This window comes from Nocardioides sp. GY 10113 (assembly GCF_004919105.1).
GTDB lineage: Bacteria > Actinomycetota > Actinomycetes > Propionibacteriales > Nocardioidaceae > Nocardioides.
The window spans coordinates 88,691-102,719 of the sequence record NZ_STGK01000005.1; the positions used below are offsets into that span (position 1 = coordinate 88,691).

The following is a 14,029-nucleotide window of genomic DNA, read 5'->3' on the forward strand; positions in this document are numbered from 1 at the left end:
GTCCTCACGCGCGGGGCCACGGTCCACCGTAGGAGCGCCACGCGGCGCGGAGAACAGACGAATGTCCGAGAGCAGCGCTCGGAAGGTCGACCAGATGTCACGCCGTGAGGTAGTCGCTGAACGAGAGGGCCAGGTGCAGCGTGAGTCGATCCTGCCCACGCGTGAGATCCAGGCCGGTGGCGGCCTCGATCTGGCGGAGCCGGTGGTAGAGCGTCTGCCGGTGGATGGTGAGGGCGGCGGCGGTGCGGCCGGGGCTGCAGGCCTCGTCGAGGTAGGTCCGCGCCGTGCGGACCAACGTCTCGTCCGCGCCGAGCGCGAAGGCGCCCGCCGGTCCGGAGAGCACCGTGCGGCGCAGGTCGTCGGAGGCGAGGACCCGGAGCAGCTGGAGGGCGCCGAGGTCGTCCCACCGTGCCGGCGAAGGGACGCCGCCGGTCTCCGGCTGCCGGAGGGCTACCCGTAGGGCGGTCCGGGCGCCCGCCCAGCTGTCGGGCAGGCGCGCCAGGCCCGGGACCGCCGGCCCCACGCCGAACCGCAGCGAGCCGGCCAGCTCCTGGTCGGTCGGTCCGGGCGCGGAGAGGGCGCTCAGCAGCTCGCCGGCATCGCTCCACTCCCCCAGCCGGCGGGCTCCGATCAGCACGAGGCGCTCCGTGGCGCCGCGGCCCGGTCCGACGTGCTCGGCCCACACCACGCCCGGGCGGGCGCGCCGCGAGGCGACCTCGAGCGACCGCTCGGGGCCGGCGACCACCAGGCAGCGCACGGGGCCATCCAGCTCGAGCCCGGTCAGCGCCGCCAGGCCCCGAGCGGCCTGGCGGGTGTCGGCCCCGTCGAAGCCGATCAGGTCCGCCAGGTGCGCCTCGACCCGGGCCTGCCGCCGGCCGGCCTGGCTCAGCAGCACGCCGGCGGTCTCGGCGATGGCCATCGCGTCCGGCCACAGCGACTCCTCGACGGACTGGTCGGGGTCGATCAGCCAGAAGTAGCCGTAGGGGCGGCCCTGGTGGCGTGCGGGGACGCACAGCCGGGGGCTGATGCCGAGGTCGGGGTCGGCCGGCGTGCGGACCGGCTGCTCCGCGTCCCGGATGCCGTGGCCGTGGAACCAATCACGGATCTCGCGGCTCGCGCGCCGCTCGAGGATGGTGCGCCGGCGTACGTCGTCGACCTCGCCCTGGGCGGCGTACGTGATCAGGTTGAAGTCGGCGTCCTCGAGCACGCAGGGCCCTCCGAGGAGCGCGGCCAGGTCCTCGACCAGGGTCTCGAGCTGGCTGGTCACGGTCGCCATACCTGTGTCATTTGCTCCATATCCGGTCGCCGGATGTCGTCCATCTGTCCATACGCAGCCCCGCTCCGGGGATCTTACGCTCGGCTGCGACAGCGAAGGAGTGTGTGCCGTGCTGAGCACCGTGTTGAACAAGGCGTCCCGTAGTGGCCGCGCCCGTCGGGCCGTCGAGGCCGTCCCGATCACCCGCAAGGTCGTGGCCCGGTTCGTCGCCGGCGCCGAGCAGGCCGCCGCGCTCGAGGTGGCCCGCGACGCGGCGGCCGGAGGCCTGGCCACCAGCCTCGACATCCTGGGTGAGGGCGTCAGCGACATCGCCGGCGCCCGGCGCACCCGCGACCAGTACCTCGCCCTGCTCGACGCGCTCGCCAGCGCCGGCGCGGGCCCCGCCACGGAGGTCTCGGTCAAGCTCTCGGCCCTCGGACAGGCGCTGCCGGACCGGGGGCACCAGGTGGCGCTCGACCTCGCGGCCGAGATCTGCGCGGCGGCGACCGCGGCCGGCACGATGGTCACCTTGGACATGGAGGACCACACCACCGTCGACTCCACGCTGGCGATCGCCAACGAGCTGCGCCGCGAGCACCCGCGCACCGGCACCGTGCTGCAGTCCAACCTCCGGCGGACCGCCGGGGACATCGCCGACCTCGCCGCCGACCCGGTCCGGGTGCGCCTGGTCAAGGGCGCCTACAGGGAGCCGGCGTCGGTGGCCTACCAGCGCAAGGTCGAGGTGGACGAGGCCTACCGCGCCGACGTGGCGCGGCTGATGGCCTCGCGCTGCTACCCGATGGTGGCCACGCACGACCCGGCGATGATCGAGGTCGCCCGGCGCCGCGCCCGCGAGGAGGGTCGCGGGGCCAGCGACTGGGAGCTCCAGATGCTCTACGGCGTCCGGGGCGACCTCCAGACCGCACTGGTGGCCGAGGGGCACCAGGTCCGCGTCTACGTGCCGTTCGGCGAGGAGTGGTACCCCTACTTCATGCGCCGGCTGGCCGAGCGGCCCGCGAATGTCGCCTTCTTCCTGAAGGCGCTGGCCCGCGCCAGCTGAGCGCACTGACTCGACCGGCGGCGTGCCTCACCTCCCGAGGTACGCCGCCAGGTGCTCGCCGGTCAGCGTCGAGCGGTCCTCGATCAGCGCCGCCGGGGTGCCCTCGAACACCACGGTCCCACCGTCGTGGCCGGCGCCGGGCCCGAGGTCGATGATCCAGTCCGCGTGCGCCATCACCGCCTGGTGGTGCTCGATCACGATCACCGTGCGGCCGGCGTCGACCAGCCGGTCGAGCAGGCCGAGCAGCTGCTCGACGTCGGCCAGGTGCAGCCCCGTGGTGGGCTCGTCGAGCACGTAGACGTCGCCCTTCTCCCCCATCTGGTTGGCGAGCTTGATCCGCTGGCGCTCACCGCCGGAGAGGGTGGTCAGCGGCTGTCCGAGGGTGAGGTAGCCGAGTCCGACGTCGGCGAGCCGGGTCAGGATCTTGTGGGCCGCCGGGATCCGCGCCTCGCCGTCGGCGAAGAAGGGCTCCGCCTCGGCCACGGACATCCCCAGCACCTCCGCGATGTTGCGACCGCCGAGCGTGTACTCCAGGACCGCGGCCTGGAACCGCTTGCCCTCGCACTCCTCACACGGTGTCGCGACACCGGCCATGACCGCCAGGTCGGTGTAGATGACGCCGGCCCCCTTGCAGGTCGGGCAGGCGCCCTCGGAGTTGGCGCTGAACAGGGCGGGCTTGACCCCGTTGGCCTTGGCGAAGGCCTTGCGGATGGGGTCGAGGAGCCCGGTGTAGGTGGCGGGGTTGCTGCGCCGGGAGCCCTTGATCCCGCTCTGGTCGATCGCGACCACGCCCTCCCGGGGGGCGACCGAGCCGTGGATCAGCGAGCTCTTCCCGGAGCCGGCGACGCCGGTGACCACGGTGAGCACGCCGAGCGGGATGTCGACGTCCACGTCGCGCAGGTTGTGCGTGCTGGCGCCGCGGATCTCCAGGGTGCCGCTCGGCGACCGGACGTCCTCCTTCGCTCCCACCCGCAGGTCGAGGTGGCGTCCGGTGACGGTGTCCGCACCGCGCAGCTCCGCCACGCTGCCCTCGAAGACCACCTCGCCGCCACCGGACCCGGCGCCGGGGCCGAGGTCGACGACGTGGTCGGCGATCGCGATCGCCTCGGGCTTGTGCTCGACGACGAGGACGGTGTTGCCCTTGTCGCGAAGCCGGAGCAGCAGGTCGTTCATCCGGTCGATGTCGTGCGGGTGGAGCCCGATCGTGGGCTCGTCGAAGACGTAGGTGACGTCGGTCAGCGACGAGCCGAGGTGCCGGATCATCTTGGTGCGCTGGGACTCCCCGCCCGAGAGCGTGCCGGAGGGGCGGTCGAGCGAGAGGTAGCCCAGGCCGATCTCGACGAAGGAGTCGAGGGTCTCCCCCAGCGACGCCAGCAGCGGCGCCACCGACGGCTCGTCCAGGTCGCGCACCCACGCCGCGAGGTCGGTGATCTGCATCGCGCAGGCGTCGGCGATGCTGATCCCGGCGATCGTCGAGGACCGCGCCGCTGCGGTGAGCCGGGTGCCGTCGCACTCGGGGCAGGTGGTGAAGGTGATCGCGCGCTCGACGAAGCGCCGGATGTGCGGCTGCATCGCCTCGACGTCCTTGGCCAGGAACGACTTCTGGATCTGCGGGATCAGCCCGTAGTAGGTGAGGTTGATCCCGTCGACCTTGATCTTGGTGGCCTCCTTGTAGAGGAGGGTGTCCAGCTCCTTCTTCGAGTACGTGCCGATCGGCTTGTCGGGGTCGAACCAGCCGCAGCCGCGGTAGATCCGCCCGTACCAGCCGTCCATGCTGTAGCCGGGGATGGTGATGGCGCCCTCGTTGAGGGACAGGCTCTCGTCGTACAGCGCCGTCAGGTCGAAGTCGCTGACGCTGCCGCGTCCCTCGCAGCGCGGGCACATGCCGCCGGTGATGGAGAACTCGCGGCGCTCCTTGGTCTCCCGACCGCCCTTGGTGAACGTGACCGCGCCGGCCCCGGAGACCGAGGCGACGTTGAAGGAGAAGGCCTGGGGCGACCCGATGTGCGGCTGGCCCAGGCGGCTGAACAGGATCCGCAGCATCGCGTTGGCGTCGGTGACGGTGCCCACCGTCGACCGGGGGTTGGCGCCCATCCGCTCCTGGTCCACCAGGATCGCCGTGGTCAGGCCGTCGAGGACGTCGACGTCGGGCCGCGCCAGGGTCGGCATGAAGCCTTGGACGAACGAGGAGTAGGTCTCGTTGATGAGCCGCTGGGACTCGGCGGCGATGGTGCCGAAGACCAGCGAGCTCTTGCCCGACCCCGAGACCCCGGTGAAGGCGGTCAGGCGGCGCTTCGGGATCTCGACGCTGACGTCCTTGAGGTTGTTGACCCGCGCGCCGACGACCCGGATCCGGTCGTGGCTGTCGGCGGCGTGCTGGCTCTGCTCGGCCTCTGTGCCGGTGGTCGTCATCGTGCTGCTCCGTCCTCGGGGTCGCGCGTCAGGCTAGCGAGTGAACGGGCGGTACGACGGCCCGGTTCCCGACCGGTGCGGCGCGGCCGCCTCAGGGCTCGAGCAGCACCTTGATCGCGCGACGCTCGTCCATCGCCCGGTAGCCCTCGGCGGCCTCCGACATCGGCAGGGTGAGGTCGAAGACCGCGCCGGGGTCGAGCGTGCCGGCGAGCACCCGGTCCAGCAGGTCGGGCAGGTAGGCCCGCACCGGCGCCATCCCGCCGCGCAGGCCGATGTTCCGCTCGAACAGCGTGCGGATCGGTACCTCCACCCCGTGCGGCGCGCCGACGAAGCCGACGCCGCCTCCGGGCCTGGTCGCGTCGATGGCGGTCTTCATCGCTCCGTCGGTGCCGACGCACTCGAGGGCGGCGTCGGCGCCGACGCCGTCGGTGATCTCGAGCACGGCCTCCCGGGCTGCCTCGCCACGCTCGGCGACGACGTGGGTGGCTCCGAACGCCCGGGCCACCTCCTGGCGCGGCTCGTGGCGCGACATCGCGATGATCCGCTCCGCGCCCATCGTGGCCGCCGCCAGCACGCCGCACAGCCCGACGGCGCCGTCGCCGACGACGACGGCGGTCGAGCCGGGGGTGACGCCGGCGGCCACCGCGGCGTGCCAGCCGGTCGGCATCACGTCGGACAGGGCCAGCAGTGCGGGCACCAGGTCGGCGGACGGCGCCTCGGGCACGGCGACCAGGCTGCCGTCGGCCTGGGTCACGCGGGTGTACTGGCCCTGCCCGCTGCCGGTGAAGCCGAGGTTCGAGCAGGCGGAGTGCATCCCGGCCAGGCAGTGCGGACAGGTGTTGTCGCAGTGGTCGAACGGGACGACGACGTAGTCGCCGACCTTGGTCCGCGAGACCTCGGAACCCACCTCCTCGACGACCCCGATGCACTCGTGGCCGATCGTCGACCCGGGGCGGATCGGGTTCTCCCCGCGGTAGGGCCACAGGTCCGAGCCGCAGATGCAGCCGGCCGTGACTCGGACGATCGCGTCGGTCGGCTTCTTGATCACCGGATCGGGGACCTGCTCGAAGCGGATGTCCCGAGTACCATGGATCGTCGTGGCGAGCATGGCACTCATCCTTGCATCGCCGGGCAAGCAGTGCGGTCGCCGCCTCCGTCGACGCGGCGGGCCCCCGCTCGACACGCCGCGACGCGCCGACGAAGTTGCGATATCTCATATGTGAGTTACCGTCGTCGCATGGATGCTCAGCTCGATGAGACCGGCGACTACAAGGGCCGGATCGGCAACCTGATTCGCGACGCGCGCAAGCACCGTGGACTCACGCAGGCCCAGCTCGCCGACCGGCTCAACACCAGCCAGAGCGCGGTGAACCGGATCGAGAAGGGCCACCAGAACCTCTCGTTGGAGATGCTGGCGCGGATCGGCAGTGCACTGGACTCCGAGATCGTCGCGCTCGGCGCCGGCCCGACCCACCTGCGCGTGAAGGGTCCGACGACGCTGACCGGCAGCATCGACGTGAAGACCTCCAAGAACGCCGGTGTCGCGCTGCTCTGCGCCTCGCTGCTCAACCGCGGTCGCACGACGCTGCGCAAGGTGGCTCGGATCGAGGAGGTCAACCGACTGCTCGAGGTGCTCAGCAGCCTCGGCGTCCAGACGCGCTGGATGAACGAGGACAACGACCTCGAGATCATCCCGCCCAAGGAGCTCGACCTCACCGACATCGACGCCGAGGCTGCGCGCCGCACGCGCTCGGTGCTGATGTTCCTGGGCCCCCTGCTGCACCGTGCCGACGCCTTCGAGCTGCCGTACGCCGGCGGCTGCAACCTCGGCACCCGCACCGTCGAGCCGCACATGTCCGCGCTGCGCCCCTTCGGCCTGGAGGTCAAGGCGACCGACGGCTGGTACCACGGCCGCGTGAACCGGGCGATCGTGCCCGAGCGGGCGATCGTGCTGACCGAGCGCGGCGACACCGTGACCGAGAACGCGCTGATGGCCGCCGCCCTGCACCCCGGCACCACGACGATCCGCAACGCCTCGTCCAACTACATGGTCCAGGACCTCTGCTTCTACCTGCAGGCGCTGGGCGTGTCCGTGGAAGGGATCGGCACCACCACGCTGCGGGTGACCGGGCGCGAGGTCATCGACGTCGACGTCGACTACGCGCCGAGCGAGGACCCGATCGAGGCGATGTCGCTGATCGCCGCGGCGATCGTGACGCGTTCGGAGATCACCGTCCGCCGGGCGCCGATCGAGTTCCTCGAGATCGAGCTCGCGGTGCTGACCGAGATGGGCTTCCGGTACGAGCTGAGCGAGGAGTACCTCGCCGCGAACGGCCACACCCGCCTGGTCGACATCCGGACCCTGCCCTCGGACATGGTGGCGCCGCGCGACAAGATCCACCCGATGCCCTTCCCCGGCCTCAACATCGACAACCTGCCGTTCTTCGCGGTGATCGCCGCGGTCGCCCAGGGCGCCACGCACCTGCACGACTGGGTCTACGACAACCGCGCGATCTACCTCACCGAGCTCAACAAGCTCGGCGGCCGGGTGACGCTGCTGGACCCGCACCGGGTGATGATCGAGGGACCGACCTCGTGGTCGGGCGCCGAGCTGATGTGCCCGCCTGCGCTGCGGCCCGCGGTCGTCGTCCTGCTGGCGATGCTGGCCAGCAAGGGCACCTCGGTCCTGCGCGGCACCTACGTGATCCACCGCGGCTACGAGGACCTCGCCGAGCGCCTCAGCTCGCTGGGCGCCGACATCGAGACCTTCCGCGACATCTGATCGGCCGGAGCCGGTGTACCTGCGGCAGGGCAGGGTGCTGGCGTTCGCCCACCGCGGCGGCGCCTACCACCCGGAGATCGAGGGGCTGGAGAACACCCTGGCGGCGTTCCAGCACGCCGCCGACCTCGGGTACGACTACCTCGAGACGGACGTGGTGGCCACCCGCGACGGCGTGCTGCTGGCGTTCCACGACGACGTCCTCGACCGCGTGAGCGACGGCAGTGGGGCCATCGCCGAGCTGACGCTCGACGAGGTACGCCGGGCGCGGGTCGGCGGCCGCGAGGAGATCCCGGTCTTCACCGACCTGCTCGACGCGTTCCCCGAGGCGTGCTTCAACGTCGACCTCAAGTCCGAGGCCGCCGTCGAGCTGCTGGCGGACCTGGTGCTCGAGCGCGGGCTCGCGGAGCGCGTCCTGGTCGGCTCGTTCTCGGTACGCCGCACCCGGCGGTTCCGCCGGCGTACCGGTGGCCGGGTGGCCACGGCCGCCCACCCGTTGGAGGTGCTCGCCTTCCGCCTCTCCCCCACCGCCGCGATCGCCCGGCTGCTCACCCCCGGTCGGCCCGCCGCCCTGCAGATCCCCGTCACCCGCGGTCCGTTGCGGGTGCTCACCGAGGGCCTGCTGCGGCGTGCCCACGCAGCGGGGGTCCAGGTCCACGTGTGGACCGTCGACGAGCCGGACCAGATGCACGAGCTCCTCGACCTCGGAATCGACGGAATCTTCACCGACCGCACCGATCTGCTCAAGGATGTGCTCGTAGCGCGCGGCCAATGGTGGTCGCGCCGGAGGGGGAACCGATGACCAACGAGGCGCCGCTCCCGGTGGAGGGCCCGACCGCCGACGAGCTGTTCGGCCGCGGCAACGACGGTGACGGCGGCAGGCGCCGGTTCGGCTGGCCCGTCTACGCCTGGGGACTCTGGGACTGGGGCTCGGCCGCGTTCAACGCGGTGATCACCACCTTCGTGTTCAGCGTCTACATCACCTCCGACGACTTCGGGCCGGGTGCCGCCTCGAAGCTGGGCTGGGCGCTGGCGGGCGCGGGCCTGATGGTCGCGCTCTTCGCCCCGGTCAGCGGGCAGGGGGCCGACCGCTCGGGCCATCGCGGACGCTGGCTGGGCATCAACACCGGCCTGGTGGTCCTCGCCTCTGCCGGCATGTTCTTCGTCCAGCCCTCGCCGGACTACCTGTGGCTCGGCCTGCTGCTGCTGGCCGCCGGCAACGTCTTCTTCGAGTTCGCCTCGGTCAACTACAACGCGATGCTCTCCGAGGTGTCGACGCCGGCCACGATCGGGCGCGTCTCGGGACTGGGGTGGGGCCTGGGCTACCTCGGCGGCATCGTGCTGCTGCTGATCGTCTACTTCGGCCTGATCAGCCCGGAGGTCGGGCTCTTCGGCGTGGGTGACGAGAACGCCCTCGACGTGCGCGTGACCATGCTGCTCTGCGCCCTGTGGACCCTGGTCTTCTCGCTGCCCGTCCTGCTCACGCTGCGCGACCGCCCGATGCCCCGCGACGTCGCCCGCACGCGGATCGGGCTGCTCGCCTCCTACCGGCTGCTCTTCGCCAGCATCGCCGATCTCTGGCGGGCGGACCGTCGTACGGTCTGGTTCCTGGTCGCCTCGGCGGTCTTCCGCGACGGCCTCGCCGGCGTGTTCACCTTCGGAGCGGTGATCGCGGCCAACGTGTTCGACTTCAGCGACGGCGGCGTGATCATCTTCGGCATCGCGGCCAACGTGGTCGCGGGCGTGGCGACGATCGCCTTCGGGCACCTCGACGACCGCATCGGCGCGCTCCGGGTGATCCAGATCGCCCTCGTCTCCATGGTGGTCGCGGGCCTGGTGATCTTCGTGCTCCACGACGCCGGACAGGGGGCGTTCTGGGCGTTCGGGCTGCTCCTGTGCATCTTCGTCGGCCCCGCGCAGTCCGCCTCACGGTCCTATCTCGCACGGCTCATCGAGCCGGGGCGCGAGGGCCAGGTGTTCGGCCTCTACGCCACCACCGGGCGAGCGGTCAGCTTCCTGGCGCCCGCCGCCTTCGCGATCGCGATCTGGCTCGGCGCGACGGTGACCGGAAGCACGTCCGACGACGCCGAGTACTGGGGAATCCTCGGCATCGCCGCGGTGTTGCTCCTGGGCCTGGGCCTGCTCCTGGGACTGGTCCGGACGAGCGCCGCGGACGCGGCGGCCGCCCCGGAGTGAGACAGTCGTCACGATGGCAACCTTGCGGGCCTGGGTAGCGTTGAAGGAGACGAGGGCGTCCGTCCTCCGCTGATCGGGGACGTCCCCCGGCGACGGGTCCTCGTTGTCTCGGGCGATGGAGGTAGAGATGGCCGAACGTACGTTGCGTGGCGCCCGACTGGGTGGTCAGTCCTTCGAGGACGAGCGCGGGATCGAGTTCGCGGCACGCCAGCAGGTGGGATACCGCTGTCCGCAGGGTCACGAGTTCGAGATCACGATGTCGATGGAGGCCGAGGTCCCGGCGGTCTGGGAGTGCCCGCGATGCGGCGTCGAGGCCACCAGCACGGCCGGCATCCAGGCCGAGGAGAAGGTGGACAAGCCGCAGCGCACGCACTGGGACATGCTCCTGGAGCGCCGCTCCCCGGAGGAGCTGGAGGCGATCCTCACCGAGCGTCTGGAGCTCCTGCGCGGTGGCGAGATCGGTCCCGCGCACCTGCACCGCTCGTCCCCGCGCAAGCGCAAGGCGGCGCACACCTGAGGTGTGCCCCGACGGGCGTCACTGCTCGTCGTCGATGACCTCGCCCCGAACCACGGCATCACCGGCCGCCGGTCCGGGGCGGGTCTGCGTTCCGGGGCCGTAGACGGTCTGCCCGTAGGCGTTGGTCATCGTCACGGTGGCGCGCGACGCGGCGTAGGCGATCACCAGACGGCGGAACACGGGTCGCGTCGGCGGCAGGATGAGGAGCACGCCGAGGATGTCGGTGACGAAGCCGGGGCTGAGCATGAGCGCGCCGCCCAGGGTGACCAGGGCGCCGTCGGCCAGCTCGCGGGTGGGCAGCCCGCCCTCCTCGATCCTGGTGCGGAGCGCGCGCCAGGTGTGGCCCCACTCGCGCTTGAGCAGCCACGCACCGATCAGGCTGTCCACCACGAGCAGGACGATGGTGGGCGCGGCGCCGATCACCTGTCCCACCTGGATCAGCACGTACAGCTCGATGAGCGGTACGACGATGAAGGCGACGAACAGGACGATCGCCAGCCGGCGTCGGCCGGACCGGGTCATCGGCGCCCCCGCAGGCCCTGCCACCGCTCGCGGATCCCCCACTGCGTGACGCGTGCCAGCGACTCCAGCGCCACCTGACCGCTCATCTTCGAGTCGCCGCGGACGCGTTCGACGAACTCGATCGGCACCTCCGCGACGGTGAGGCCAGCGCGGAGCGTGCGCGCGGCCAGGTCGGTCTGGAAGACGTAGCCGGTGGAGCGCACCTCGTCGAGCGAGATCTTCTCCAGCGTCGTGCGCCGGAACACGCGGTAGCCCGCGGTGGCGTCGCGCACGTCGATCCCGAGCAGCAGCCGGACGTAGAGGTTGCCCCCGCGCGACAGCGCCTCGCGCTGCCAGGGCCAGTTGACCACCGAACCGCCGGGCACCCACCGCGAGCCGATCACGAGGTCGGCATCCTGCAGTGCGGAGAGCAGGCGGTGCAGCTGCTCGGGCTGGTGCGAGCCGTCCGCGTCCATCTCCCCGATCACGTCGTAGCCCTCGCCGAGGCCCCAGGCGAAGCCGGCCAGGTACGCCGCTCCCAGCCCGCCCTTGCCCTCGCGGTGGAGCACGTGGACGTGCGGGTCGGCCGCGGCCAGCTCGTCGGCGATCCGGCCGGTGCCGTCGGGCGAGGCGTCGTCCACGACCAGCAGGTCGACCTCGGGCTGCGCGCGGCGCAGCCGGTCGGCGATCCAGCCGAGGTTCTCGGCCTCGTTGTAGGTCGGCACCACCATCAGGACGCGGCCGAGCGCGTGGTGGTTCTGCGGTTCGTCAAGCAACGGGGGCCTCGTTCGCGCTGGGGACCACCGCCGACGGCGTCGGGGCGGGCTCGGTCGGCACGCCGGCATCGTGCCGATTCCGACGATACGCCAGAGCGCCCAGCGCGAGGCCGAGCAGCGCCGCGAGGGAGAGAAGTCGTGCCGGCCAGTCGCCCATCCGCACGGCGGGGGTGAGGGTGTCGCTGAGTCCCACCCGCTCGCTGAGCACCGCTGTGGTGCGCGGGTCCGCGGACGCGACGACCTCCCCCGACGGGGCGATCACGCCGCTGCGGCCGTTGGTGGAGGCGACCACGAGCCACCGGCCGGCCTCCAGTGCGCGCAGCCGGGTGATCGCGAACTGCTGCTCGATCTGGTGGGTGAAGATGAAGCTGGCGTTGCTCGTCTGCACCATCAGCATCTGGGCGCCGTTGCGCACCTGGGTGGTGGTGACGTCGTCGTAGGCGATGTCGAAGCAGATCGCGTCGCCGACCAGGGCCCCGTCCACGCGCAGCGGCGTGGTCCGGGTGCCGGCGCGCATGTCCCGTGTGATCAGGGCGAGCTGCCCGAACTTCGGGTCCCAGAGGTCGCGGAACGGGATGTACTCGCCGTACGGCACCGGGTGTCGCTTGGTGTAGCGGTCGCCGGGCCCGGTGACGGGGTCCCAGACGATGCCCTGGTTCAGGATGTGCCCGGGCTCGGGGTCGTCGACGAGACCGCCCACGACCACCGGCACGTCGATGGCCGAGACGGCGCGGCGGATACCCGCGCTCACCTCGCGGTCGTCGAACGGGTCGACGGCGGTGGAGTTCTCCGGCCACACCACGAAGTCCGGACGCTCGACCCGGCCGGCCGCGACGTCGGCCGCGAGGTCCTCGGTCGCCTGCACGTGGTTGGCCGTCACGCCGCGGGAGTCGTACAGGATGTCGTTGCCCGGCCCTGGCACGTTGCCCTGCACGGCCGCGACCGCGACCGTCCGGTCCGTGGTCACGTCGTACGGCGCGACGGCAGGGACCACCAGCAGAGCGACCAGTCCCACCGCCGGCGCGAGGCGCAGCCAGAGCGTGCCGCCGGCGTGGCGGTCAGCTGCGTGCACCAGCAGGAAGCCCAGCAGGGCCAGCGCGAACGAGAGCCCCGTCATCCCGAGGTAGGCGACCGCGGGGGCCGCGGGAGTGTCGATCGTCGCGAACGCCAGGCGGCCCCAGGGCATGCCGCTGGCGGGCCACACGCTGCGCAGGCACTCGGCCGCCGTCCAGACGGCGGCCGCCCACAGCGGCCAGGCGGGCAGGCGGCGCACCAACGGCATGGCGGCGCCGGCCGCGGCGTAGAACAGTGACTCGAGCGTGGAGAGGCCGAGCCAGGCGTCGGGACCGATGGAGGACCGCATCCAGTCGATGTGGGTGAAGTAGAAGGCGATGCCGAACAGCCAGCCGGTGAGCGCGGCGCGGCGCACGGTGAGACCGGTGCAGGACCAGCCGAAGAGGGCCACCCCCAGGGGCAGCAGCACCGGCCACGCGATGGGCTCGAACGCCGCCGAGGTGATCAGGCCGGCGAGGGTGGCGACGGCGCACCTGAGTGCCCACGCCCTGCGATCCGTCACAGGGAGCAAGGGTACGGCCACCCTGCGGGCGCCGGCCGCTCCGGGCCGACCGGGGGCGGAAGGGTCGCGCGCATCTTCGGGCCACTCCGAACATCGGCCGGCTGCCCATGTCGAAGCGTTGTCTAGGGTGCGCGAGACCCTTCCGCGTCGCACTCGCGGGGTGAACCGACCTCCGCGGACCGTCGGCGGGTGGAGCTGGTGCGACTCCCCCGACAGCGGCCACTCGGACGGCGGTCCACTTCCCGCGACCACATCGAGCGACGCTGGTAACTCTTGTGATGTGGGCGTGCCGTGTCAACCGTTTCAGAATCATCCACATTGGGTATGCGGGGAATCAGGCGTGGGCCAGGTCACGGCAGTGGGCTTTGTTTCATCTCGGTCGAGAGATCTGAACGTTTCGTGCGCGCCGATGACGCCGCCCTGTGCGGGCGGCGGTTCCCGGCACGGCCTCAGCCGGTGACGGGGCGGTTCTCGTAGTAGGTCGAGAGCACGATCGTGGTGCGTGTCGAGACGTTGGCCGCCGCGCGGATCCGGGCGAGCAGCTCCTCGAGCTCGACGGGCGTGCCGGTGCGCACCTTCAGGACGTAGGACTCCTGGCCGGCGACCGACCAGCACGACTCGATCTCCGCGATCCCCTCGAGCCGCTCGGGGCAGTCGTCGGGCTGCGAGGGGTCGATCGGCCGGATCGAGATCAGGGCCGTCAACGGCAGGCCCAGGTCGGCGTGGTTGATCGCCGCCCCGTAGCCGAGGATCAGGCCCCGCTTCTCCAGGCGCTTGACCCGCTGGTGCACCGCGGAGGTGGACAGTCCGGTCGCCTTGCCGAGGTCGGTGTACGACATCCGCCCGTCGGTCGCGAGCAGCTCCAGAATCCGTCGATCGATCTGCTCGACAGGTCCACTCTCGCTCACCCCGGACACCCTAGGGCATCGCCGCCCACTAGCGTGGGCGGGTGTGAGT

12 protein-coding genes are annotated in these 14,029 nt (G+C 71.8%); 5 read left to right on the forward strand and 7 right to left on the reverse strand.

Going from position 1 to position 14,029, the window contains the following annotated elements; all coding sequences use genetic code 11:
- Positions 1-97 precede the first annotated feature (97 nt).
- Positions 98-1,276 carry a helix-turn-helix domain-containing protein gene (locus tag E8D34_RS08180; protein WP_136594135.1) on the reverse strand — a complete coding sequence of 393 codons (1,179 nt, stop codon included), beginning with the start codon at positions 1,274-1,276 and terminating at the stop codon, positions 98-100.
- Positions 1,277-1,385: 109 nt separating this feature from the next.
- On the opposite strand from E8D34_RS08180, the gene E8D34_RS08185 reads away from it, so the two are divergent.
- Positions 1,386-2,315 (forward strand): proline dehydrogenase family protein, encoded by a 930-nt coding sequence (locus E8D34_RS08185; RefSeq protein WP_136594136.1) that lies wholly within the window; start codon positions 1,386-1,388, stop codon positions 2,313-2,315.
- 27 nt (positions 2,316-2,342) lie between these two features.
- On the opposite strand, the gene E8D34_RS08190 is transcribed toward E8D34_RS08185, so the two are convergent.
- Both E8D34_RS08190 and E8D34_RS08195 read right to left on the reverse strand, forming a co-directional pair.
- Positions 2,343-4,727 (reverse strand): excinuclease ABC subunit UvrA, encoded by a 2,385-nt coding sequence (locus E8D34_RS08190; RefSeq protein WP_136594137.1) that lies wholly within the window; start codon positions 4,725-4,727, stop codon positions 2,343-2,345.
- Between the two features lie 91 nt (positions 4,728-4,818).
- The gene (locus tag E8D34_RS08195; RefSeq protein WP_136594138.1) at positions 4,819-5,835 is read right to left on the reverse strand and encodes a zinc-dependent alcohol dehydrogenase family protein; all 1,017 of its coding nucleotides are present in this window, start codon (positions 5,833-5,835) and stop codon (positions 4,819-4,821) included.
- Between the two features lie 129 nt (positions 5,836-5,964).
- On the opposite strand from E8D34_RS08195, the gene E8D34_RS08200 reads away from it, so the two are divergent.
- The 4 genes from E8D34_RS08200 to E8D34_RS08215 all read left to right on the forward strand — a co-directional run bounded on the left by E8D34_RS08200 (position 5,965) and on the right by E8D34_RS08215 (position 10,219).
- Positions 5,965-7,509 carry a UDP-N-acetylglucosamine 1-carboxyvinyltransferase gene (locus tag E8D34_RS08200; protein ID WP_136594139.1) on the forward strand — a complete coding sequence of 515 codons (1,545 nt, stop codon included), beginning with the start codon at positions 5,965-5,967 and terminating at the stop codon, positions 7,507-7,509.
- A gap of 13 nt (positions 7,510-7,522) precedes the next feature.
- Positions 7,523-8,308 carry a glycerophosphodiester phosphodiesterase family protein gene (locus E8D34_RS08205; RefSeq protein WP_240771225.1) on the forward strand — a complete coding sequence of 262 codons (786 nt, stop codon included), beginning with the start codon at positions 7,523-7,525 and terminating at the stop codon, positions 8,306-8,308.
- Complete coding sequence (locus E8D34_RS08210) at positions 8,305-9,702, forward strand: MFS transporter (protein WP_206056620.1); 1,398 nt, start codon at positions 8,305-8,307, stop codon at positions 9,700-9,702. Before E8D34_RS08205 ends, E8D34_RS08210 begins: the two co-directional genes overlap by 4 nt.
- 127 nt (positions 9,703-9,829) lie before the next feature.
- Positions 9,830-10,219: an RNA polymerase-binding protein RbpA gene (locus E8D34_RS08215; RefSeq protein WP_136594141.1), complete on the forward strand. Its 390-nt coding sequence runs from the start codon at positions 9,830-9,832 to the stop codon at positions 10,217-10,219.
- An 18-nt stretch (positions 10,220-10,237) separates the two neighbouring features.
- Here the strand turns inward: E8D34_RS08215 and E8D34_RS08220 are convergent, their stop codons facing one another.
- From E8D34_RS08220 to E8D34_RS08235, 4 genes are all read right to left on the reverse strand, one after another.
- Entirely contained in the window at positions 10,238-10,741 is a 504-nt protein-coding gene (locus tag E8D34_RS08220) for an FxsA family protein (RefSeq protein ID WP_136594142.1), read from the reverse strand.
- A complete protein-coding gene (locus E8D34_RS08225) occupies positions 10,738-11,451 on the reverse strand; it encodes a polyprenol monophosphomannose synthase (RefSeq protein ID WP_240771247.1) in 714 nt (237 codons plus the stop codon). The genes E8D34_RS08220 and E8D34_RS08225 overlap by 4 nt, the downstream gene beginning before the upstream one ends.
- A gap of 37 nt (positions 11,452-11,488) precedes the next feature.
- Positions 11,489-13,072: an apolipoprotein N-acyltransferase gene (gene lnt, locus E8D34_RS08230; RefSeq protein WP_136594144.1), complete on the reverse strand. Its 1,584-nt coding sequence runs from the start codon at positions 13,070-13,072 to the stop codon at positions 11,489-11,491.
- A gap of 449 nt (positions 13,073-13,521) precedes the next feature.
- Positions 13,522-13,980 carry an Lrp/AsnC family transcriptional regulator gene (locus E8D34_RS08235; RefSeq protein ID WP_240771226.1) on the reverse strand — a complete coding sequence of 153 codons (459 nt, stop codon included), beginning with the start codon at positions 13,978-13,980 and terminating at the stop codon, positions 13,522-13,524.
- Positions 13,981-14,029: the final 49 nt, after the last annotated feature.

Coding starts and splice junctions, on each gene's coding strand:
- E8D34_RS08195 (WP_136594138.1), bottom strand. CDS start 5,835: ATGCTCGCCACGACGATCCATGGTACTCGGGACATCCGCTTCGAGCAG.
- E8D34_RS08210 (WP_206056620.1), top strand. CDS start 8,305: ATGACCAACGAGGCGCCGCTCCCGGTGGAGGGCCCGACCGCCGACGAG.
- E8D34_RS08180 (WP_136594135.1), bottom strand. CDS start 1,276: ATGGCGACCGTGACCAGCCAGCTCGAGACCCTGGTCGAGGACCTGGCC.
- E8D34_RS08215 (WP_136594141.1), top strand. CDS start 9,830: ATGGCCGAACGTACGTTGCGTGGCGCCCGACTGGGTGGTCAGTCCTTC.
- E8D34_RS08225 (WP_240771247.1), bottom strand. CDS start 11,451: ATGGTGGTGCCGACCTACAACGAGGCCGAGAACCTCGGCTGGATCGCC.
- E8D34_RS08200 (WP_136594139.1), top strand. CDS start 5,965: ATGGATGCTCAGCTCGATGAGACCGGCGACTACAAGGGCCGGATCGGC.
- E8D34_RS08220 (WP_136594142.1), bottom strand. CDS start 10,741: ATGACCCGGTCCGGCCGACGCCGGCTGGCGATCGTCCTGTTCGTCGCC.
- E8D34_RS08190 (WP_136594137.1), bottom strand. CDS start 4,727: ATGACGACCACCGGCACAGAGGCCGAGCAGAGCCAGCACGCCGCCGAC.